Here is a 20,674-nt window from a genome sequence, read left to right on the forward strand (position 1 = left end):
CATAGGAGTGATTTATATATGGCCAGTGATATTTTGTTGAACTTAAACCTGGGGGAATCGTGTGATATTGGGCCGGCAAGTGCGCAGCAGCGTCGTCAGGAGGCGTACCGCCATCGTGTGGAAGCGGCGTTGGTTGAAAAGAACCTTCCTCTTCCGGGCCATCCATGTAACGGTGATGAATAGTTGTACGCAGATAAAATTGGCAACTATTCCAAGGCGTTGCCACACAATAATCTCGGTGAGGTTGACCTTAACTCCTATCAAGCCTTGATTGAGGCTTTAACGACCGGCAACCCGGATTTATTTGAATTAATACCACTCGGGGGTGTCGCCAAACTCACTGATCCCCAGGCTGCTTATGCTTATGAAATGGCGGGACCTGATTCCCATCATTTAAGTATGATTGCGCCGCCGGCCTACAGCAGCGCCTGGAATGCAAGTGAAATGGCCGAATTATACTGGCAGGCGTTAACCCGTGATGTTCCTTTCCTGGACTACAACACCGATCCGCTCACCCTCGCTGCCGCTTCTGACCTATCTAAATTTTCGGACTTTCGCGGACCGAAAGTTAACGGCGCGGTCACTACGGGAACCCTGTTCCGCGGGGATACGCCCGGTGACCTGGTCGGACTTTACATTTCCCAGTTCCTTTGTAAGGATACTCCCTTTGGGACTACAACCTTTGTCCAGAAATATCGCACTACAGTGGCCGGCGATGACTACATGACTTCCTATGAGGATTGGTTGAACATCCAGAACGGACTTGCTCCGTCAGGGCAGAATCAATTCGACCCCACGCCCCGCTATATCCGCAACGGCCGTGATATGGCCTTATGGGTTTACCAGGATTTCAGCTATCAGGGCACTCTCACCGCTTGTTTGATTCTGCTCGGTTTTGGCCAGGCGGCGTTAGACCCGGCCAACCCTTACCTGCGTTCTGCTACCCAGGTCGGTTTTCCCACCTTTGGCGGCCCGCATATTCTGGATTTGGTGGCCGGGGCGTCACGGAAAGCACTGGAAGCCGCCTGGTTCCAGAAATGGCTGGTCCATCGCCGGCTCCGCCCTGAGGCGTTTGGAGGGGACGTCCAAAACGTCATGACGGGCGCGGCAAGTTACCCGATTAACACGGAACTGCTCAATTCTCAGGCTCTTTCCCAGGTCTACAGCTAAATATGGCACCTATTTGTTGCCGCAGGCATTCGCGGGAGGCTGCCCCACTCATCCGGCTTATCCCTCCGGTCACGCCACCTTTACCGGGGCAGGGGTTACTATGATGAAGGCATTTTTCAAGGAATCGTTTATTATACCCAACCCGGTGGTAGCCAGTAATTCCTCAAGAAGGTTGCGATGTTTATCAGATAATTAAAGGGACATAGTTATGTTGGGATACCTGAATTCTCCATTCCATACAGTAAAATAAAAAATTCAATTAGGGAAGATAGCCCTATCGCGCGGTTGATCAAAAATTAAAAAATGAAGCAAGTCAATGAGCCGGTTTCTTACGCAATAATAAGGTGGTGCTTAGCGCCACCTTAAAAATTTTGATTTAATAATTTTGTATAATGCGGCTTGCGGCTATTATAAAGAGCTATTATAATTTTACTCTAAGGAAAATAGTAAAATGTGGATGGCATATTTGCTTTGCTGTTGGGAGTGAGATGTACTGGGGACTATTGTTAACGTTGCGGCGATCGCATTTGGCGCCGCTTTTGGCTTGTTGTTTAGAAAAGGAATATCTGAAAAGGTCGGCTGCACAATCATGCAAGGGCTTGGTCTGGCGGTTCTTCTTATAGGCTCCAGCATGGCTCTGCAAACCAAACAGGTTTTGGTAGTTATTCTTAGCCTGGTCTTTGGTGGTTTGACTGGTGGATTGCTAAATATCGAGGGAGGTTTAGCCCGTCTGGGTAAATGGCTGGAAGAAAAAGTTGGCGGAGAAACAGGGGAAGTTGGCAAGGCATTTGTTACAACCAGCCTTATTTACTGTGTGGGAGCAATGGCTATTATGGGATCAATTGAAGATGGTCTTAACAATAACCCTCAGATTCTTTTTGCCAAAGCAGCCTTAGACGGAATTTCAGCGGTAGTTTTCGCCTCCACTATGGGAATAGGGGTTATTTTTTCTCTTTTCCCTGTGCTAATTTACCAGGGTTCCATAACGCTTCTGGCCGCATACGTAAAAGACTTTCTCAGTCCTGACGCGGTGGCGGAAATGACAGCCACCGGCGGATTGCTGATAGTGGGGATTGGCCTGAACATTCTTGGTATTAAGGATATAAAGGTTGGCAACCTGCTTCCTGCGATTTTTTATGCTTTACCCCTCACTATAGTGCTTTCTAAAATAATCCCGGCGTGAGATTTTGCATTGACTCTAAATTTAACAGCATGCGTTGAGTTCTCGGTGATAACACGAGTATAGAATGTCCGCTTAAGAAGGAATAGGAATATTCTTCAAATAAAGATCCTGCAGGCATAGCTTGTAGGATCTTTTAATTAATTGAGGAACTCATTTCATAATTTCCTATTATATTGTATCAGAACAGAAAATAAGGCTGTCCATGAGAGCCGTTGAACTATAGATTCAGGAAGGATTCGTAAGATGCTCAGGTTTATTCCTTTCAAAAAAAAAGAGAAAAGGCTGAAATCCGAAAAGTTGTCTGATTCCAAAATATTACCTGATAATCAGATGATAAGTAATCAATTAGAAATTTCAATAGGTGGCATCATGGCTAGATTATCGCGTAATAATACAGCTCAACCACAGAACGAGCTCACAGTGGTAATTCCCCGGGCGGAAATTCGCCGTAAATATTATAACAACGGGCGTCTGATCGCTGAAGAAGAAATAATATTAAATAGCATTACTTTGGTTGACGCACCTTTACATACTCCTGAAGGTAAATAAGAATTTCAGTTCCATCTGGATTGCTTATCTTTTTTTTCATCACGCCCTGGTGATATCTTCTTATCGTTATTGTCATTTATTTTCCCCTTACCGGTAATATGGTCATTATCTTTTTTATTTCCATTGTCATCTTCTATGTTTTGCTGTTTTTCATAGATATTTTTGCTGTTTTCTTTTTCAGTTATTCTATTCTTTTCTTCGTCGTAGCTATTAGCGCTATTATCGTCATTATTATGGTTATTATCGTTATTATGGTTATTGATACTATTATGGTTGTTGATGCTGCTACGGTTAATGATGCTATTACGGTTGTTGATGCTGTTATGATTAATGCTGATGTGATTGCTGTTATCGCCTAATAGCTCACTGACTGAGATTTTCTTTTCCTTTTCCAATTCCTTCAGACTCATGGCGCTTATCTCATCGATATTTACGGTAACTCCTCTATTAGCGGATTTCTGTAGTAAAAGGTACCTTCCTGTGGAAATACCAGCCTTCTCAGCTTCCTGTCGAATTGTAGTATCTACGGGTTCAATAATTACTTCAGTGTCCAAACCGTTTAATTCGACTGGACTTTTTATTGATTCATAAATAGATTCCAAATCATCGGCGAAATTTTCATCATCATCATCAGTAGTCAGGGTAACTAATATGATGTTGTCGTCTTTAACTGCGAGAAATTGGTCTTTTATTGCTTGGTCTACAATAAGCTTAGCTGCTTCATGCAAGTCCAGACCGGTTACTTTGATCTCTTTCAAAATAGTCGCGCCGTCATTGTTCAACCCGCGGGCTGAGGATACTCTCTTGTCAGCCAGTATTGCCAACTCAATACTGGGGTTAATGTCGATGGTCATGAAAGCTGCCGCTGGTTGTGTACGTCCCAAGTAAAGCTGCCCGGCTAACACAATCAGCAATAAAGAAGCGGCGACCATAAAATGCCTTAGGTAAGGAAAGCGGTTCTTTTTTTCCACGACGGGTATTATTTGGCCTACCCTGGTAACGCCGTTTTCAGGAAGAGCTGCTTTTTTATATTCCCCGTCGCTGGTGAGTAAAATGCATGAACCACCTGTGATTTTGACTACCATCCCCGTCTTTTTCATCCTATATTCCCCCTAAGCTGTTGACGGGCAGTTTCAGGTACGATGCCAGATATAAAAAATCTTCCCGCCTGTTAATAAGTAAAGCCATTGCTATTATGTATTTGCGGCCTCTCTCTAAAGTTTTTCGGCCAATGCCGGTTATTTCCCCTAATTCTACCAGGGGGAGCTTCTTATTATCCATGAATTTTTTAAACAGACTGCTCTCTTTCGCCAATTCCCAAGCGGCAAGCATTAATGAACGGCGCGTATCACGGTGGCGTGGCGAACATTTAACCAAGTCTTCAAACGAAACCCCGTACATATTCAATAAATCTTCAAATTCTTTTATTTCTTCTTCACGCTCTCTTGCGGCTTCCTCTTCTAAAAAAATTTCCCATGACTTAGCGAATTCGACATTGTTTATGCCATCTTCCTGCAGCGATAGTTGAGTTATAAAAAACTTAGCATTCTTGTTTTCGCGCCGGTAATGGTCGACAAGCCGGCTTTTCATAACATTTCTGGAATAAGCAAGAAAAGGAACTCCGAAATCATTACAAAAACGATCGATAGCTTCATTAAAAGCAATCAACCCTATAGCTAACTCGTCATCTCTGCCCCATTCCAGGTTCTTCCCGGTAAACTTGCAAACTACTTTATAAATAAATGGCTTACAGCTTTCCAAAAAGTTTTCTCTGGCCAAACTGTCACCATGTTTTATTTTTTTTATTTCAGCCTCAGTATCCTGTACAGGAAACAAGTTTTCACTCCCCTTCCAAACCGGCAGACCACCTCTTTCAATAATAATAATAAAGCAGTGACCCGGGGGGCATCGACCGTTCCTTATTATTTAAATACGATAAGTCAGAAGTGATTGTGGGGGTAAAAAATAAAATTGGGCAGGGGGGGTACCTCTGCCCATATTTTATTTGCCGTAGTATCTATATTTAGTTTAATTATACAACACTATGGTAGAATGGGGAAACTAATCTTTTGAGGCTAAAATTCTGATATCTTCGATCCGGACATGGAAACCTTCACTTTTTTCCAAAACCATATTAACCAGGCCGGTATGATTCAGGTTCATCATGCAAAACCCCGGCAGGAAGGTCGCTCTGCAACCTAAAGCAGGTTCTTTGCTGATATTGCCGGCAATACCTTCAAACCCAATCATATGGTAGGCGATTACATCCTTAGCTTCCCGATCCCTTGAATACAAAGGACCGACTACCCAGGTATATAATAGGCCGGTTACCGGCTCGGCTTCAATTACAGAAAGAACATGCGGCACCGGACAACCTGCTCCCATTGGTCTCCCGAGCACATAGTCACCTTTTTTGATGTCCATTTTTTCCACTAGATCGCTTCGAAAAGGCAGGACGATTTTCCGGGCAGATCTTTCACCGGGCAAAGGGCTAAGGATGAAATCATATGGATGACCTAGAATATCATGCCCCGGATAAACTGCTTCTTTTTCCAAATCATTATTGCAAAAAGTAGGTTCCTGGTAATATGGACAGTTGTCATAAACCTTTTGGCCATTGCCAACCAACCGGAGGAAGCTCTTACAATTGGTTTCCCCGCAAAGGCCGCAGTTTTTACCTGGTGGAAGCCAGTATTGCATCTCACTCACCCCGATAAAGGTATTCGGCGATTTGACCGTCCAATTTTTTTATGACGCCAAAGTGGTGTTTCCAGCCGATCTCTTTCTTGCCCACACATATCGTACAGGTTCCGATAGGTGGATTTCCCTTAAGATAAAGCTTTTCCGAATCAATATCTTCTGACTGCTTGATTAGTTCATACAAACGGTGCAAAGAGGTACCTTGCAAGGCGTTAGTTTCAATCAGAATTAGATTCGGATGCACGTCTTTTATTTTTTGGATTAAGACTTCTCGCTCAGCCTGGCTGACCAGATCTATTTTAGTGACAACGGCGATGTCGGCGAGGCTAACCATGGCGCCCATTTTTTCAGGAGCGTGAATCCCGGATATGGAACTCAGGACAATTATCCCCAGGCCTTGATTTAAATAAGGAGAGCAGCGTAGACACAAACCCGCGCTTTCCACGATAAACAGGTCCGCATGCTTGCTTTCCGCCCATTCAACAGCGTCTCCAAGTACCATCACCCCGGCGTGGTCTGGACATAGGTCGCCGGAATATATCTTCTTCGTCAGAATTTTGAATTCCCTGCCCAGTTCAATGTCCTCATAAGCTTTCACCACGTCGATTTTTAAGAAGGCAATTGTCATCTCATCTTTAAATCTTCTTACGATTTGTTTGGTAAGGGAAGTTTTGCCAGCTGAGGGGGGGCCAGCTATTACCAAAAGTTTCAAGAAAACACCTCCAAGTAATTCAAGCAAAGCTAACATTAATCAGGTCTTTGGTAATTTCGTCTCCCGCTCTTAACTTTTCCCTGATAAATCCAACCTGCTTATCTAGTTCCAAAAGATTCGCGGCAGCTTTGGTTTCAAACTCATTCTGACTAAGAACTTTTTTTACCGCGCCGTTTTCCATTATAATTCTTTTTTTTGATAAAAGGGCAATCACTGGATCATGGGTGACAAAAATAATTATTTTAGAAGTGTTTTTGATAATGTCAATTACTTCTTGTTTGAATATGCCGGCGTTTTCGATCTCGTCCAGTAGAATGATTGGAGCCGCGCCGATCAATATAGCGTCGGCAATTAAAAGGGACCTTGTTTGCCCGCCTGACAGGACGGTAACTCTTGTTTCTCTGTCAATTTTTTCACCGGTGAATTTGTTGGCCAAGTCAATAGTTTCCATGATTACCCTGTCGTCAGAAATCTTCCTGGCTCTGGCGTGAATCTTTAAAAATTCTACCGTGCTTAAATCGGTAAAACATTTTGTATTTTGAGTGATCATAGCTATAGGTTTCATGGCAGGGTTGTATCTTATTTCGTCGGACGGAGTTTTCCCATTAATTAATATACATCGCCCGGTTGAGGTGTCTCCTTGGGCCAGCAGTTCAATGTCAGAAATAAAAGCGGTTTTTCCGCTTCCTGTCGGGCCGACTATGGATACTGTCTCACCGGCTGTTAAAGTCAGGTATTGGTAACTCTCCTTGCCTCCTCTTTTATCCAGACCTGGAAGAATTGTAATTGTATTTATCATATCCTGCCTCCTATTAGTCTTTTTTACTATTACACCGCAATTTTATCCATATATAATATTAAACGGTTAGTAGGTTTGCATATGCAGATCTTATTATTTTATATGATTAGTTAATGTTAATAAAGTAATAGTCTTGCAATGATAGTAAATAAAGGATAATGATTGTGAGCATGAAAACCTTGGTATTGTAAATTACATCTTTATTATAATTTTATTAAGTATTTTTTAAATATTAACAGTAAACGTATAATACAAGTATTAAAATATATTGAGATATATTATGAAAATAATTACAAAGAATTTTCTGCGTTTGGATTATACCGGTCTAATGTTGCATATACCTATCCTAGAAAAAATAACAGGCAAGCTTGAATAGGCATATACCAAAAATCTTAGCACGGGGTGATGAAAACTGCAGTTGCGATTAAACAGCGGTTGGCTGGCACTGGTTTTTCTAGCCGGCGTCTTTAGCTTGCTCTACCTCTGGTTTACCCTTTTCCCCGGGCGGGCGGTCCCGGAAGCAGGTTATTACTTTAGCGCTGAACAAGTGAACCAAGGCCGTCAATATAATATGAGCCTGAGACTGGTCTATATCTGCAGCTTTCTGGTGGAAGTGTCATTTTTACTATGGCTTGTGTTAAGCAGCCGGGTAGTAGACCTTGCACGCTGGGTCCAACGGGCGACCGGGGATAGTTATTGGGGCGGTCTTTTGCTGTTTTTTTTAATAATATGGTTGTCGTTGCAGTTTTTGAGTGTGCCTTTTAATCTTTACAGTGGTTATTTTTTGCAGCATCAATGGGGTTTTTCCACTCAAACTTTTGGAGCGTGGTGGGTTGATTATTTTAAAAGCGCCGGATTAGGTTTGTTCCTGTCCATTGTGGGAGTTGTTTTATTGTTCTGGGCTATCAATCGCTGGCCCGGTACCTGGTGGTTGGCCTGTGCAGCTTTTGTTTCGCTCTGGTTTGTCATACAAACTTTTTTCTGGCCGGTGGTAATCGCGCCTCTTTTCAACCGGTTTACGCCGTCCAAAGACCCGGCGGTACTTTCCATGGTCCATGAATTGTCCGAAAAAGCCCGGCTGCCGGTGAGTCAAGTGTTGATAATGGACGCCAGCCGGCGCACCACAAAGGCCAATGCTTATTTTGCCGGTTTGGGGCGGACGAAGCGCATTGTATTATATGATACTCTCTTGGCTGATTACCCGCTTGATGAGGTTAAAGCCGTGGTAGCTCACGAAATGGCTCATTGGAACCGGGGCCATATCATCCGGGGACTGGCCCTGGGCATACTAGGCAACTTTTTCCTTTGGGGCATCTTGTTTGTATTGTTACGGTCATCAGTAACTCAATTCACACGTTACCCGCCGCATGTTTTGGCGCTCATCCTGTTATTCTTTTTACTGGCTTCTTTTGCCGGAACTCCGTTGCAAAACTATTTTTCCAGGGGTATGGAAGTGGAGGCGGACCAAGTTGCGGTGTCTTTGACCGGAGATGTTCCCGCCGCGCTCCGGCTTCAGGTGGACTTGGCCGCCAGGAATTTATCCGACGTGGCGCCCTCCGCTTTTATGCACTGGTTCAGCTACAGTCATCCTTCTGCTCTAAACCGGATCAAACTCATACAGCATGCTGGTGATGATAGTCTATCCTCAAATTTATCGAGGTAATAATTGACTTTTTTTTGCTTTATTGTCGTGTTATAATGCTATATGGCGGTTTTTTAACCATCTGGTTATTTTTATATAAATCAAATACTTTTCCACGGAAATTTCTAAACGTGAGAGGAGAACTACTGTGCATCAGATTAAAGTTGGTATAATTGGCGGCGGTCAGGGAGGGACATCTATCTTGGATGTCCTGTCTTCTTTAGAGGAAGCTGAAGTTGCATAGAAAAGGCTATGACGGTAATTAAAATATTATTAACTAACGATAAAAGGAAATGCTTATGATCCAAGTCAACCTTAAACGGCTTTTATCAAAAAAAGAAGTATCCGCTCTCATAGATGAAGCTACGTGTTTAATTAATAGCCCGCTTATGATCAAGGATTTAGACGGCAGGGTGCTTCTAGGTGATGTCGGTAAAGACGATTTACTCAAACATCCTATAAGTATTGGAGACAAAGTAATCGGTTGGGTGTTTGGAGGGGAGAAGGCAAATGTTTTAGCCTCGTTGCTTTCACATCTGGCAACTGTAGAGTACGATAAAAAGATTCTTGGCCGTGAGACCCTGGAAAAATACAAGGAAATAACGCTTATATATGACAGCGCGGAAAAACTGGCCGCAAGCCTTGATCCTAAAGAAGTCGCTCAATTAGTAGTTGATGAGGTAAAGAAAGTAATTAAAGCGGACTATGTCTCCATAATGCTCATGAACGAAGAAACAAGTATATTTGAAATATTAGCCGCGGCAGGGAAGGAATATTACCCCAAAGTTAGTCTCAGAGCAGGAGAAGGGATTGTGGGTTGTGTTGTGCTAACAGGGAAGGCAGAGATAGTAAACGACGTCTTTTCTGACTCAAGATATGTTGTTAGAGTTTATTATGATAAATTGTTTGAAGCGGGTGACAATGGAAATGCCTAAAGTGTTGATAGTAGATGATGAACCACATATCCGGATCCTATTGGAACAAACTCTGGAGGAACTTGAGGATGAAGGTGTTGAGTTGCTTTTTGCGGTTAATGGAAAAGATGCCCTTGAAAAGGAGAAAGACCCGAACTTGTTTTTCTAGATGTGATGATGCCGGTAATGAACGGGTTTGAGGTATGCGACATTGTCAAGAACGAGTTAAAATTTATAGATATTTATATTGTTATGCTCACAGCTAAGGGACAGTAATTTGACAAACAGAAAGGAAAAGAAGTTGGCGCCGACATATATATGACAAAACCGTTTAATCCTGACAGTATAGTTGAAAAAGCCAGGGAAGTGTTGGAAATTTAGTACGATGACATACTTTAACTTAATGTGCATAAAAGGGTTAAATATTTTTATCGGAGGTCAATGATATGAATATTTTAATCGTTGGCGGCGGTAATGGCGGTGTCGCAATGATCGAATGTTTAAATGGAATGAGCGATGTGAAAATTGTTGGTGTCGTTGATGTTAAGGAAGATGCCCCGGCTTTAGTACTGGCAAAGAAATTAAATATTAGGACGATAACTGATTTAAAGGAAGCCCTCCGGATTCCTTCACTGGATATTGTTTTAGATGTTACCAACAGTGAGAAAGCTCGTCAAATGATTAATGAACTGAAACCAGACAGTGTTCATGTTGCTGACCCAATAATCTCCAAACTGTTATATTTGATGGCATCTGACAGGGAAAAGGTTAACATTAATATCCAGGAACAAATTAAATTTATGAATGGGATAGTAAATGAATCAAAGAGCAATATTAATAATATTAATGAAATAATTGATTTTATTAAGAGAGTCGCCGATGATACCAAGCTGCTCAGTTTAAATGCGGCAATAGAAGCAGCCAGAGCCGGTGAGCATGGCAGGAGCTTTGGCGTGGTAGCGGCGGAAGTCCGCAAGCTTGCTGATAACAGCGCCGCGGCGGCAAAAAATATTGGGAAAGTATTAAATGATATTGAAAATTCCATCAAGGGGTTAATCGGTGGAATTGAAAAAACAGCGGTAATATCAGGATTGGAAATCGGCAAATAGTCAAATAGGAAGACTGTGAATTTGGACAAAAACATTATCGGGGAGAGAATCAGTGAACACATCTAACCGGATTATCGAAGAGTTTTTGGAACTGGTGCAGGTCGACAGTGTTTCCGGTAAAGAGCGGCGGATAGCCGACCTGCTGAAGAAAAAATTGTCTGCCCTCGGGCTGGAGGTTTGGGAAGATGACGCCGGTAAAACAGCCAAGGCTGAAGCAGGCAACATTATCGCCAGGCTGCCGGGAACAGGGGAAGGGCCGGTATTGTTGCTCAGCGCCCATATGGATACCGTCGAGCCGGGCTGTGGAGTCCGGCCAAAGGTGGAAAACGGGGTAATTAGTTCCTCTGGTGAAACAATACTGGGCGCGGATGACAAAGCCGGGATTGCAGCTATTCTGGAATCGATAAGATTAGTTAAGGAAAATGGTGTTATCCACGGCGGCCTGGAGGCAGCTTTTACGATTTGGGAAGAAGGCGGCCTTTTTGGCGCTAAAAATCTTGACTATTCTCTGATCACCGCGCGGATTTGCTTCGTGCTTGACAGTGACGGACAACCAGGTACGATTGTGACAGTAGCGCCGTCACATGACCGGATTGGCGCTACCGTCAGGGGCAGGGCGGCTCACGCCGGAATTAACCCTGAAGAAGGAGTCAACGCCATTCAAGTGGCGGCGCACGCTATTGCACAGATGAAAGTAGGCCGGATTGATCATGAGACAACCAGTAATATAGGCATTATATCAGGTGGTAAAGCAGTTAATATAGTACCTGACAGCGTTACGATCCAGGGTGAAGCCAGAAGTCTGCGCGCCGAAAAACGGGTTTTGCAGACCGAGCATATGCGCCGGGCTATTGAGAATGCGGCGGAAAAGTTCGGAGCGCGCGCTGATATTGTAACAGAAACAATTTATCCTGAATTCAACCTGCCGGAGGACTCTCCACCGGTTAAAATAGCTGTCGAGGCGGCTCGGAACCTCGGGCTGAAGCCCAGTTTGGTAAAAACAGGCGGCGGCAGTGACGCTAACATTTTTAACAGTAGAGGAATAGCAACAGCAGTAATCGGTATTGGTATGAAAAAAGTCCATACAACAGATGAATATATAACAGTAGCAGATCTACTTGAAAATGCCAGGTACTTATTCGAGATTATCAAGGTGGCACAAAAAATAAAAAATTAGGAGTCAGAATTCAGGAGTCAGGATTCAGAATATTTCGGAATGATAAAGTCTTTTATTCTGACTCCTGACTCCTGACTACTGAATACCTGTGTTTAGTTCAATATCTTACCGATCAATTCCTGGACTGTCCGGTACATAAGGGCATATTCAGCCAACAGTATCCGGGCGTCTTTTATTTTTCCACAAATGACGATACCCTTCCGCTGAGCATATAACCGCATTTCTTTTTCCCCTTTCTTCGGATAGGAGTAAACACATACTAGTCAGTAATCAGTAGTCAGGATAAAACAATGGCTTATTGTCCTAAAATATTCTGAATTCTGACTCCTGACTCCTGAATACCTTCATGTTTATTATATCTATGTTGCACTGGAAAATAATATGAGAGTGAACTAGTCATAAAAAAAGCGGCTAACCCATAAGAATAAGCATGGACAGGTTGGTGAGAGAGGAGGTAAGGTTGTGTTTAAAGCGTTTTTAACGCTTTGTAAAACCTCTCTGCGGCGGCAGTGGCTTGTTTACTTTATCGTTTTACTAGTGTTTACCCTAGGTTTGACGGCGGGTTTCGCCGGGGTTCAAAAGCTGCAGACCGACCAGACTGATCAGCTGCAATCCGAGGTGGATCGTTTTTTACAACAGGCAGGTATGCTGGAAATAGATTTTTCTATGGCAACCAGAGATGTCATATACAACGGTATTATTTTGGTCGTGGCAATTTATCTGCTCGGGCTAACGATTATTGGCATTCCATTTGTGCTGGCCATTCTTTTTGTAAGGGGGTTTGCCCTGGGGTTTGCGATTGAGTTTCTGACCAGGGAAAAAAGTATCCAAGGAACAGTTTTAACCATTGTGGCTATTCTGCCTCATAATATCCTGATGATTCCAGCCCTGCTGTTCGCAGGGGCTGCGTCTCTTTCCTTCGCATGGCTGCTGGCTAAAAGGTTTCATAACTCTAAAATACAGATATGGCCTAGCTTTATCGCATATAGCGGGATTATGGTTTTAGTAACAGTTTGTTTCGCTGGCGCCGGCTTGGTAGAGGTTTACCTGACACCGTTGTTAATCAAGATTGCGGCCAATTATGTATTTTAACACTTATAAAAAGGATTATTTGGTTTTGTGTGGAAGTAGAGTCAAGAGACTCTGCTTTTTTGTCGTGGTAAATCTACTCTTGGGAGCGTGAATATAAAATGATCGAGCTCCTTGATGAATACATTTATCATCTTGCAGTTGAGCGCGGACTTGCTGAAAACACGCTGATATCCTACCGTCTAGACCTGAACGGTTATCTTGATTTCTGCCGGAAATACGGGCTGGAGTCATTGGAACAGGCGGATAAGAATGTAGTCATGTCATACCTTTTTCAACTGCAGTTGGAGGGGCGCTCTCCGGCAACTATTTCGCGCCGCCTTGCGGCGGCCAGATCTTTTTATAAGTATTTGGTCAGTGAAGATATTCTTCAGAAAGATCCTACCGCCGACTTAGAGTTCCCTAAGCTGGCGCAAAAGCTGCCCAGAGTATTGACAGTAGAAGAGGTGGACACCTTGCTTGGCCAGCCCTTGATTAGTGAACCGGCCGGGATTAGAGACAAAGCCATGCTGGAATTGTTATACGCCACCGGTATCAGGGTATCTGAGCTAGTTTCTCTTAATATGGAGCACATTAATCTGGATAGCGGCTTTATTCGCTGTTTTGGAAAAGGTTCTAAGGAGAGAATCGTACCGCTTGGTGATGTGGCTGCGCGTTTTCTTAAAGAATACCTAACCCGGGGCAGAAGCAAACTAACAAAGGCCGGCAATACACCCGCCGTATTTATAAACCAGCACGGGAAGCGGCTGACCAGGCAAGGTTTTTGGAAAATTATTAAAAAGTATGCTTTAAAGGCAAAGATTAAAAAGGAGATTACACCGCATACATTCAGACATTCTTTTGCCACTCATTTGCTGGAAAACGGCGCGGATCTCCGTTCGGTTCAAGAAATGCTGGGACACGCGGACATCAGCACAACACAGATATATACACATTTAACCAAGCAGAGGATGAAAGAAGTGTACAACCGCAGCCACCCGAGAGCGTGAATCTATTAAGGAGTCAGAAGTCAGTAGTCAGTAGTAAGGATGAGACAATTATAGCAGAAAGTTATTGCAGTTGGGAGATGAGACTGTGCAAGTTAAACGGGTATTATTGCTGATTATGGACAGCGTGGGGGTGGGAGAACTGCCGGACGCGGTGGAATACGGTGATGCCGGAAGCAATACCCTCGGCAATACGGCTAAAGCGGTCGGCGGACTAAATCTGCCTAACCTCGGACGTCTTGGCCTGGGTAATATTATTAATATTGAAGGAACACCCCCGGTCCAAATCCCTGCGGGTTCCTACGGACGCATGGCTGAGCGTTCCGCCGGCAAAGATACCACCACCGGTCACTGGGAAATGGCCGGCATAATCCTGGAGCGGCCTTTTCCGGTATACCCGGATGGTTTTCCAACGGAATTAATCAAACTTTATGAGGAAAAGATCGGGCGGCGGGTGCTTGGCAACAAGGCTGCTTCAGGTACAGAGATAATTAAAGAGTTGGGCGAAAAGCACATGGAAACCGGTTGCCCGATCGTATATACTTCCGCGGACAGCGTTTTCCAGGTTGCCGCCCACGAAGAAGTAATCCCAATAGAGGAACTTTATTCAATGTGCCGGACCGCGCGTGAGATGTTGGTCGGGGAGCATGCCGTCGGCCGGGTAATCGCCAGGCCTTTTATTGGCGAACCAGGCAGTTTCCGCAGGACGGCGCGCAGGCACGATTACTCTTTAAAACCGCCGGGCAAAACTGTTCTGAACCTGCTGGTGGAAAATAATATACAGGTTACTGCTGTGGGCAAGATTAATGATATCTTCGCGGGGGAGGGGATCAGCCGTGCAGTCTCAACCACTGGTAATGTGGAAGGTATTGACCGTACATTAGACCTGCTGCGCTCTACGGAGGAAGGCTTGATCTTCACCAATCTGGTAGACTTTGACATGCTCTACGGGCACCGCAATGATCCGCGGGGATACGCCGCGGCATTGGCGGAGCTGGACCGGAAAATGCCGGAATTGCTCGGCGCCATGCGGGAGGAAGACGTGGCAATCATTACCGCTGACCATGGCTGTGACCCCACCACTCCCAGCACCGACCATTCCAGAGAGTATGTGCCCTTACTGGTTTACGGCAAGGCGATCAAGGCGGGAGTAAATCTTGGTGTGAGAGAGACTTTCGCGGACGTTGCGGCGACAGTGGCTGAAATTTTCGGCCTTGAGACGACAGTTGGCAAGAGCTTCTGGACTGAGGTGAGGTGAGAGGATTGCGATTCGTTGACCTTATTAACAAAAAGAAACAAGGCGGCAATCTAACCCGGGATGAGATTCATTTTATCGTTGAAGGATATACCGCCGGGACTATACCTGACTATCAAATGTCGGCCTTGCTCATGGCGATATGTTTTAAAGGCATGGACAAAAGAGAGATCGCGGACCTCACTCTCGCCTACGTTAATTCGGGAGATCAGATAGATTTGGCGGAAATCGAAGGGATTAAAGTTGACAAGCACTCGACCGGCGGAGTGGGAGACAAGGTAAGCTTGATTATTATCCCGCTGGTTGCTTCGGCAGGTGTCCACGTGGCCAAGATGTCCGGCAGAGGATTGGGACACACGGGAGGGACTATTGATAAGCTGGAATCTATTGATGGCTTTAAAACAGAGCTGACCAGGGACGAATTCATCCATAACGTGAATACCTACAAAATGGCCATAGCGGGCCAGAGCGCCAACTTGACACCTGCGGATAAGAAAATATACGCATTGAGGGACGTTACCGCCACTGTGGATAGTGTTCCCTTAATCGCCGCGTCGGTAATGAGCAAGAAGATTGCTTCCGGGGCTGACGCCGTGGTATTGGACGTTAAAGTCGGGTCCGGAGCTTTTATGAAATCTCTGGCTGAAGCCAAAGAACTGGCGGAAACGATGGTTGAGATAGGTAAATCTCTGAACAGAAAGACAATAGCTATTGTTACCGATATGAGCCAACCGCTGGGGCGCGAGGTCGGCAATGCGAACGAAGTTAAAGAAGTTATTGAAGTATTGGAAGGCAGGGGCGCTCCCGACCTGACTATTGTTTCTCTTACCATAGCCGCGCATATGGCAGTGTTGGGTGGGGCTTACCCGGACTTTGACAAGGCATATACTGCTTTGGAACTTGTTATCAAAACCGGTAAAGCTGTTGAAAAGCTGAAGCAACTTGTCAAAATTCAGGGCGGCAACCCTGACGTTATTGAAAACCCTGAAAAACTGCCGCAGGCAAAATATCATTTTGAGGTTAAAGCCACAGAATCAGGGTATGTGACGGCTATCAACGCTGAAGCAGTTGGAGTGTCGGCGATGCTGCTGGGGGCGGGACGAAAGAAGAAGGATGACCAGATAGCGCACGCCGCGGGCTTGACAATGGTCAAGAAGATAGGGGATAAAGTCAATAAAGGCGATACTATTTGCATTTTGCACACGGACATGGAAAATTGTGAAGAAGCTGAAAATATGGTAAAAAGCGCATACTACTTTAGTGATAATGAACCGCAGCCAATAAATTACATATATGAAGTAATCCAATAATGAGCTAAATTTGGAGAAATAATACTTACTTGTCAGAACCGGGTCTATCGATCCGGTTATTTTTATGCATAATATGGTTAATTTTTTTTGAAAGTGACTAATTATGACAAAAAATGGCTTTAACGCAGCCGTATAACTTTATGACGGAGTATCATAATACAAATAACTGCTAATAAGGCGTTGTCTATGCAAATATTCTGGAAGAAATGGGGGTATGTTTATCTTGCGGAAAAAAGCCTTGATCGGTTTAATGGTTTTTGTATTGCTTGCTGGTCTGCCAGTGGGTCAAGTTGCCGCTACGGCTTCCGGAACCCTTGGCGCGGAAAATACAGCGTGGGAGGTTGCCGCGCCTGCCGTTCCGGAAACGACTGCCGTGGCGGCGGTGCTTTTGGAGCCCACGACCAACAAGATTATTTATGAAAAGGAACCGAATAAGCGCCTGCCGATGGCCAGCGTTACGAAATTAATGACTTTATTGCTGGCGTCGGAAGCAGTGGAACAAGGCAAGTTTAAGCTTACCGATAAGGTTGTCACTAGTGAAAACGCCTGGGAAATGGGCGGTTCACAGGTTTATCTCGAGCCGGGTGAGGAAATGAGTCTTTGGGATATGCTCTTGGCAATCGGTTTACAGTCGGCAAATGACGCCAGTGTGGCTGTTGCGGAACATATAGCGGGCAGTGAAGAGGCTTTTGTCCAGGCTATGAACGATAAAGCCAAAGAGTTGGGCCTGGCGAACACTAATTTTGTCAACTGCCATGGTTTGACTGCTGACAACCATTATACCAGCGCCTACGACATGGCTGTTATTTTAAAGGAAGGTTTAAAATATCCGTTGTTCCGGCAAATAACCTCCATGAAAGAATCGGAATTAAGAGGCGGGGCGTTCAAGCTTTGGAACACGAACAAGCTGTTATGGTGGTACAATGGAGCAGACGCCGGTAAAACCGGCTGGACGGAAGCGGCGAAATACTGCTTGGCTTCCTCGGCGGAAAGGGACGGTTTGAGGATAATCTGCGTAGTATTGGGCACGCCGGAACCGGGAAGCCATTTCCGTGAGTCGACAAAACTGCTGGATTACGGGTTCGCCAGGTATAAAGCGGTAAAAATTGCCGAACAGGGCGCTAATGTGGGCACTATTAAAGTAGGCAAGGGGCAAGTGGACCAGGTGGAAGCTCAAACTGCTGAAAAAGTTAGCGTAGTGGCTCTTAAGGGAGAAGAAAAGGGCTTTGAATCAAGAGTCGAGGTTCCTGACCACCTGAGCGCTCCTGTGCGAAAGGGGCAGGTAGTGGGAGCTTATGTTGTCACCAAGGGCGGCCAGGAGGTCAAGCGGGTTAATTTGGTGGCCGGCAGCGATGTTCTCAAAGCAACTATGATACAACAGATGAAACGGGTTATTGATCAGGTTTTCTAATATATAATTTTTAATAGCGAATCATAGTGAAACTATTTTAGTTTATTGGGCGCGGATTAACTCCGGGCCTTTTTTATCTGCTGACATGCCTTGCCTTTTTAAAAAATATTTGGTAAGATTTAGCAATAAGGCATGCGCTAATGGATTTTATATCAATTCACTTAATGATTATCGATGAAGAGGTGGTGCTTGTGCGTTTGGAACTTGAGCAATTACAAGATACATTAATCGCACGGCTAAGCGGGGATCTAGACCTGGGTGTGGCCGATAACCTGCGGAATACTTTAGATGAAGCCCTTGACAATCAACCAGTTAAAAACATAATTTTAAATCTGGCAGGCGTGTCATTTATTGATAGTTCGGTCTTAGGGGTGGTTCTAGGAAGGTATAAACGAATAACAAAAATAGGCGGCAGGGTTTGTTTCGTAGAACCTCAGCCACAAGTTCGCAGGATTTTGGAACTGTCGGGTTTGCTCCGGATTATGGATGAATTTCCCGGCGAAGCCGCCGCGCTGGAGAATATCGGTTAAGGGGGTAAAACTATGCTCTTGAACAATCAAATGAAATTGGAATTCTTAAGCATTCCAGCCAATGTGGCTTTCGCCCGTGTGACTGTCGCCGCCTTTGCTTCGCAAATCGAATGTACTCTGTCCGACTTGGAAGAAATCAAAGTAGCGGTGTCTGAGGCGGTGGAGAATTCCATTATCCATGGCTATGAGAATGCCGCGGACCGCTTTATTAGAATATACGCCGCGTTGACGGAGGATACCATTGAGATCAGAATTGAGGATGACGGCAGGGGTATCGAAGATATCGGCGATGCTCTGCAACCTGCTTTTTCCACCGACTCTGAGCGCTTAGGCCTGGGTTTTACATTTATTAATTCTTTTATGGACAGTTTTAAGGTGGACTCAACTCCTGGCCACGGTACTGTGGTAACAATGAGCAAAAGGGTTGGTTCCGGGGTAGCGCGGATAAGCCCGGAGCAATAGGCGGGAGATGAAAAAATGAATGGCAGGCTGGTTGAGATGAACCTGCCCCGCTTTCCATTGCTGAAAGATCGGGAAATGAAAGAGTTGCTTGGAAAGGCGAAGGCGGGTGACGGTTATGCCCGGGACAGGTTGATTAATTGCAACCTTAAGCTGGTATTTAACCTGGTCAAGCGTTTTCAAAACCGTGGCTATGAGTTGGAAGACCTCTTTCAAATCGGTTGCATTGGTTTAATTAAAGCGATAGATAAATTTGACCCCAGCTATGAGGTGAAATTTTCAACATATGCCGTGCCGATGATCGTCGGGGAAATCAGAAGATTTTTAAGGGACGACAGTCCGGTAAAAGTCAGCCGTTCGGTAAAGGAAATCGCATATAAGATTCAGCAGGTGAGGGACGTCCTCACCGCAAAGTTGGGCCGTGAGCCGTCAGTGGGAGAAATAGCCGCGGACCTGGGGTTGTCCAGGGAAGAAGTTGTTAACGCGCTTGAGGCCGCTCAAACGCCTACGTCGATTTATGAGACTCTGCATCAGGATGACGGCGACCCGATATATCTGTTAGACCAGCTTAAAGACAAGGAAGACGGGGATGCGCCCTGGCTGGACAGGATATCTGTGAAAGAACTTTTAGACAACCTTTCTGAAAGGGACAGGCTGATTATTGCCTGGCGGTTTTTTGAGGATAAAACTCAGTCGGACATCGCAAAAAAATTGGGACTCTCGCAAGTGCAAGTGTCGCGGCTGGAAAGGCAGGCTTTAAAGAAACTCAAAGAATTAATGGAAAAGAGTGGCTAGGAAAACGTATAAAAAACAGTATTGTAGACATAATACAAATGCTTTAAAAAAATAAAGGAGGGATGATGGTTGCACGTTAAAGTGTCGGAAATAGTGGGTGAATCTCCCGATAGCTGGAAGGGCGCCGTGCAGTCAGCCATTACGGAGGCCTCGCGGTATGGTAAGAACATAGTAGGTGTGGAAGTTGTCAATTTTACTGCCAACGTTGAAAACGGGCAGTTGGCGGAATACAAGGCCAACGTGAAAATTGCCCATACTGATTAAGACAGCGGGGATACTGCGGTTTCTCCAGGCTGCTGACTAGTGGTCAGTTGTGTAAACCCTTCAGGCGACCAGAAAATCAAGCCTTCGAGGGGTTTATTTTATTTACCGGAGGCTCGTCAGGTGCCCGTGTTGGTACCTGATCTTTATCTTCGGTGTTGGTGCCTGGCGGTACTAATATAGTGTGTCTAATTTGTCTACTGTTCGCCGTTTCAGCCTTTCAGAAACATAAGTATGTGATGCTTGTTTTTGTGTGGTCAAAAAGCTCCTGGATAACCGATAAATCTTCTCCAGTGGCTGTGATTTAATTTCAGCAGGGCATGATGAAGAAAAGGAGAAATAGCTATATCAATAATACCAGGGAGGGTTAGCGTTTGACGCGAACTTTCATTATAAAGCAAAAAACTCTTAGCTTTCTCTTGGTTTTTTCTTAGCTGATTTTTAAATGGCGGGGATATACTAACAGTAGTTATGCACTTACAGTAAATAAGTACCAAAAAAAATTTAAGAAAATACTAAAAACCCCTTGATATTTTCAAAATCGCCCAATAATCGAAATGGATGGTATTTTTTTGCCATTACATTGTCGATACGGGTGATCCAAAAATGAATCTGAATAAACC

The 20,674-nt window shown here is 44.6% G+C and carries 25 protein-coding genes; 19 read left to right on the top strand and 6 right to left on the bottom strand.

The genetic code is table 11. From position 1 onward, the window contains the following. The first annotated feature begins 18 nt into the window (after positions 1–18). The 4 genes from L7E55_RS11790 (at position 19) to L7E55_RS11805 (ending at position 2,902) form a co-directional block, all read left to right on the top strand. Positions 19–183 carry a hypothetical protein gene (locus L7E55_RS11790; protein WP_277444443.1) on the top strand — a complete coding sequence of 55 codons (165 nt, stop codon included), beginning with the start codon at positions 19–21 and terminating at the stop codon, positions 181–183. Further along, positions 184–1,170, top strand: coding sequence for a phosphatase PAP2 family protein (locus tag L7E55_RS11795; RefSeq protein WP_277444444.1), 987 nt, complete (start codon positions 184–186; stop codon positions 1,168–1,170). It abuts the gene before it with no gap. 493 nt (positions 1,171–1,663) lie between these two features. Then, positions 1,664–2,353: a DUF554 domain-containing protein gene (locus L7E55_RS11800; protein WP_277444472.1), complete on the top strand. Its 690-nt coding sequence runs from the start codon at positions 1,664–1,666 to the stop codon at positions 2,351–2,353. Between the two features lie 243 nt (positions 2,354–2,596). Beyond that, positions 2,597–2,902, top strand: a complete 306-nt coding sequence (locus tag L7E55_RS11805) for a hypothetical protein (RefSeq protein WP_277444446.1) — start codon at positions 2,597–2,599, stop codon at positions 2,900–2,902. 5 nt (positions 2,903–2,907) lie between these two features. Here L7E55_RS11805 and L7E55_RS11810 read toward each other — a convergent pair whose 3' ends face one another. The 5 genes from L7E55_RS11810 to L7E55_RS11830 all read right to left on the bottom strand — a co-directional run bounded on the left by L7E55_RS11810 (position 2,908) and on the right by L7E55_RS11830 (position 7,113). After that, entirely contained in the window at positions 2,908–4,002 is a 1,095-nt protein-coding gene (locus tag L7E55_RS11810) for an anti-sigma-I factor RsgI family protein (RefSeq protein ID WP_277444447.1), read from the bottom strand. A 1-nt stretch (position 4,003) separates the two neighbouring features. Next, complete coding sequence (gene sigI / locus L7E55_RS11815) at positions 4,004–4,738, bottom strand: RNA polymerase sigma-I factor (RefSeq protein WP_277444448.1); 735 nt, start codon at positions 4,736–4,738, stop codon at positions 4,004–4,006. A gap of 225 nt (positions 4,739–4,963) precedes the next feature. Further along, entirely contained in the window at positions 4,964–5,602 is a 639-nt protein-coding gene (locus L7E55_RS11820; protein WP_277444449.1) for a (Fe-S)-binding protein, read from the bottom strand. Position 5,603: 1 nt separating this feature from the next. Further along, positions 5,604–6,314, bottom strand: coding sequence for a GTP-binding protein (locus L7E55_RS11825; protein WP_277444450.1), 711 nt, complete (start codon positions 6,312–6,314; stop codon positions 5,604–5,606). Positions 6,315–6,333: 19 nt separating this feature from the next. After that, positions 6,334–7,113 (bottom strand): ATP-binding cassette domain-containing protein, encoded by a 780-nt coding sequence (locus L7E55_RS11830; protein ID WP_277444451.1) that lies wholly within the window; start codon positions 7,111–7,113, stop codon positions 6,334–6,336. 412 nt (positions 7,114–7,525) lie between these two features. Here L7E55_RS11830 and L7E55_RS11835 point away from each other — a divergent pair, with 412 nt between their 5' ends. From L7E55_RS11835 to L7E55_RS11855, 6 genes are all read left to right on the top strand, one after another. Further along, positions 7,526–8,776: a M48 family metallopeptidase gene (locus L7E55_RS11835; protein ID WP_277444473.1), complete on the top strand. Its 1,251-nt coding sequence runs from the start codon at positions 7,526–7,528 to the stop codon at positions 8,774–8,776. Positions 8,777–9,054: 278 nt separating this feature from the next. Continuing rightward, on the top strand, positions 9,055–9,690 hold the full coding sequence (locus L7E55_RS11840; RefSeq protein ID WP_277444452.1) for a GAF domain-containing protein: 636 nt from the start codon (positions 9,055–9,057) through the stop codon (positions 9,688–9,690). After that, on the top strand, positions 9,683–9,838 hold the full coding sequence (locus tag L7E55_RS11845; RefSeq protein ID WP_277444453.1) for a hypothetical protein: 156 nt from the start codon (positions 9,683–9,685) through the stop codon (positions 9,836–9,838). The genes L7E55_RS11840 and L7E55_RS11845 overlap by 8 nt, the downstream gene beginning before the upstream one ends. 17 nt (positions 9,839–9,855) lie before the next feature. Next, the gene (locus L7E55_RS17600; protein WP_338091218.1) at positions 9,856–9,945 is read left to right on the top strand and encodes a hypothetical protein; all 90 of its coding nucleotides are present in this window, start codon (positions 9,856–9,858) and stop codon (positions 9,943–9,945) included. A 170-nt stretch (positions 9,946–10,115) separates the two neighbouring features. Further along, complete coding sequence (locus tag L7E55_RS11850; protein WP_277444454.1) at positions 10,116–10,778, top strand: methyl-accepting chemotaxis protein; 663 nt, start codon at positions 10,116–10,118, stop codon at positions 10,776–10,778. A 52-nt stretch (positions 10,779–10,830) separates the two neighbouring features. Further along, the gene (locus L7E55_RS11855) at positions 10,831–11,955 is read left to right on the top strand and encodes a M20/M25/M40 family metallo-hydrolase (RefSeq protein ID WP_277444455.1); all 1,125 of its coding nucleotides are present in this window, start codon (positions 10,831–10,833) and stop codon (positions 11,953–11,955) included. Between the two features lie 92 nt (positions 11,956–12,047). Here L7E55_RS11855 and mciZ read toward each other — a convergent pair whose 3' ends face one another. Continuing rightward, the gene (gene mciZ, locus L7E55_RS11860; protein ID WP_277444456.1) at positions 12,048–12,176 is read right to left on the bottom strand and encodes a Z-ring formation inhibitor MciZ; all 129 of its coding nucleotides are present in this window, start codon (positions 12,174–12,176) and stop codon (positions 12,048–12,050) included. A 241-nt stretch (positions 12,177–12,417) separates the two neighbouring features. Here mciZ and spoIIM point away from each other — a divergent pair, with 241 nt between their 5' ends. From spoIIM to L7E55_RS11905, 9 genes are all read left to right on the top strand, one after another. Next, positions 12,418–13,047, top strand: a complete 630-nt coding sequence (gene spoIIM, locus L7E55_RS11865) for a stage II sporulation protein M (protein ID WP_277444457.1) — start codon at positions 12,418–12,420, stop codon at positions 13,045–13,047. 98 nt (positions 13,048–13,145) lie between these two features. Then, a complete protein-coding gene (gene xerD / locus L7E55_RS11870) occupies positions 13,146–14,033 on the top strand; it encodes a site-specific tyrosine recombinase XerD (RefSeq protein WP_277444458.1) in 888 nt (295 codons plus the stop codon). An 85-nt stretch (positions 14,034–14,118) separates the two neighbouring features. Next, a complete protein-coding gene (locus L7E55_RS11875; protein WP_277444459.1) occupies positions 14,119–15,288 on the top strand; it encodes a phosphopentomutase in 1,170 nt (389 codons plus the stop codon). 5 nt (positions 15,289–15,293) lie between these two features. After that, positions 15,294–16,595 (top strand): pyrimidine-nucleoside phosphorylase, encoded by a 1,302-nt coding sequence (locus tag L7E55_RS11880; protein ID WP_277444462.1) that lies wholly within the window; start codon positions 15,294–15,296, stop codon positions 16,593–16,595. Between the two features lie 214 nt (positions 16,596–16,809). Further along, complete coding sequence (locus L7E55_RS11885) at positions 16,810–18,006, top strand: D-alanyl-D-alanine carboxypeptidase family protein (RefSeq protein ID WP_277444463.1); 1,197 nt, start codon at positions 16,810–16,812, stop codon at positions 18,004–18,006. Positions 18,007–18,146: 140 nt separating this feature from the next. Continuing rightward, positions 18,147–18,536: an anti-sigma F factor antagonist gene (gene spoIIAA / locus L7E55_RS11890; protein WP_277444464.1), complete on the top strand. Its 390-nt coding sequence runs from the start codon at positions 18,147–18,149 to the stop codon at positions 18,534–18,536. 12 nt (positions 18,537–18,548) lie between these two features. Next, the gene (spoIIAB, locus tag L7E55_RS11895) at positions 18,549–18,998 is read left to right on the top strand and encodes an anti-sigma F factor (protein ID WP_277444466.1); all 450 of its coding nucleotides are present in this window, start codon (positions 18,549–18,551) and stop codon (positions 18,996–18,998) included. Positions 18,999–19,013: 15 nt separating this feature from the next. Beyond that, positions 19,014–19,790 carry an RNA polymerase sporulation sigma factor SigF gene (gene sigF, locus L7E55_RS11900; RefSeq protein WP_277444468.1) on the top strand — a complete coding sequence of 259 codons (777 nt, stop codon included), beginning with the start codon at positions 19,014–19,016 and terminating at the stop codon, positions 19,788–19,790. A gap of 69 nt (positions 19,791–19,859) precedes the next feature. Further along, positions 19,860–20,054: a dodecin family protein gene (locus L7E55_RS11905; RefSeq protein ID WP_277444469.1), complete on the top strand. Its 195-nt coding sequence runs from the start codon at positions 19,860–19,862 to the stop codon at positions 20,052–20,054. Positions 20,055–20,674 lie beyond the last annotated feature (620 nt).

This window comes from Pelotomaculum isophthalicicum JI (assembly GCF_029478095.1).
GTDB classification, from domain to species: domain Bacteria; phylum Bacillota; class Desulfotomaculia; order Desulfotomaculales; family Pelotomaculaceae; genus Pelotomaculum_D; species Pelotomaculum_D isophthalicicum.

Coding starts and splice junctions, on each gene's coding strand:
- L7E55_RS11790 (WP_277444443.1), top strand. CDS start 19: ATGGCCAGTGATATTTTGTTGAACTTAAACCTGGGGGAATCGTGTGAT.
- L7E55_RS11805 (WP_277444446.1), top strand. CDS start 2,597: ATGCTCAGGTTTATTCCTTTCAAAAAAAAAGAGAAAAGGCTGAAATCC.
- L7E55_RS11810 (WP_277444447.1), bottom strand. CDS start 4,002: ATGAAAAAGACGGGGATGGTAGTCAAAATCACAGGTGGTTCATGCATT.
- L7E55_RS11820 (WP_277444449.1), bottom strand. CDS start 5,602: ATGCAATACTGGCTTCCACCAGGTAAAAACTGCGGCCTTTGCGGGGAA.
- L7E55_RS11830 (WP_277444451.1), bottom strand. CDS start 7,113: ATGATAAATACAATTACAATTCTTCCAGGTCTGGATAAAAGAGGAGGC.
- L7E55_RS11840 (WP_277444452.1), top strand. CDS start 9,055: ATGATCCAAGTCAACCTTAAACGGCTTTTATCAAAAAAAGAAGTATCC.
- L7E55_RS11845 (WP_277444453.1), top strand. CDS start 9,683: ATGCCTAAAGTGTTGATAGTAGATGATGAACCACATATCCGGATCCTA.
- L7E55_RS17600 (WP_338091218.1), top strand. CDS start 9,856: ATGAACGGGTTTGAGGTATGCGACATTGTCAAGAACGAGTTAAAATTT.
- L7E55_RS11850 (WP_277444454.1), top strand. CDS start 10,116: ATGAATATTTTAATCGTTGGCGGCGGTAATGGCGGTGTCGCAATGATC.
- mciZ (WP_277444456.1), bottom strand. CDS start 12,176: ATGCGGTTATATGCTCAGCGGAAGGGTATCGTCATTTGTGGAAAAATA.
- xerD (WP_277444458.1), top strand. CDS start 13,146: ATGATCGAGCTCCTTGATGAATACATTTATCATCTTGCAGTTGAGCGC.
- L7E55_RS11885 (WP_277444463.1), top strand. CDS start 16,810: ATGTTTATCTTGCGGAAAAAAGCCTTGATCGGTTTAATGGTTTTTGTA.
- spoIIAA (WP_277444464.1), top strand. CDS start 18,147: ATGGATTTTATATCAATTCACTTAATGATTATCGATGAAGAGGTGGTG.
- spoIIAB (WP_277444466.1), top strand. CDS start 18,549: ATGCTCTTGAACAATCAAATGAAATTGGAATTCTTAAGCATTCCAGCC.
- sigF (WP_277444468.1), top strand. CDS start 19,014: ATGAATGGCAGGCTGGTTGAGATGAACCTGCCCCGCTTTCCATTGCTG.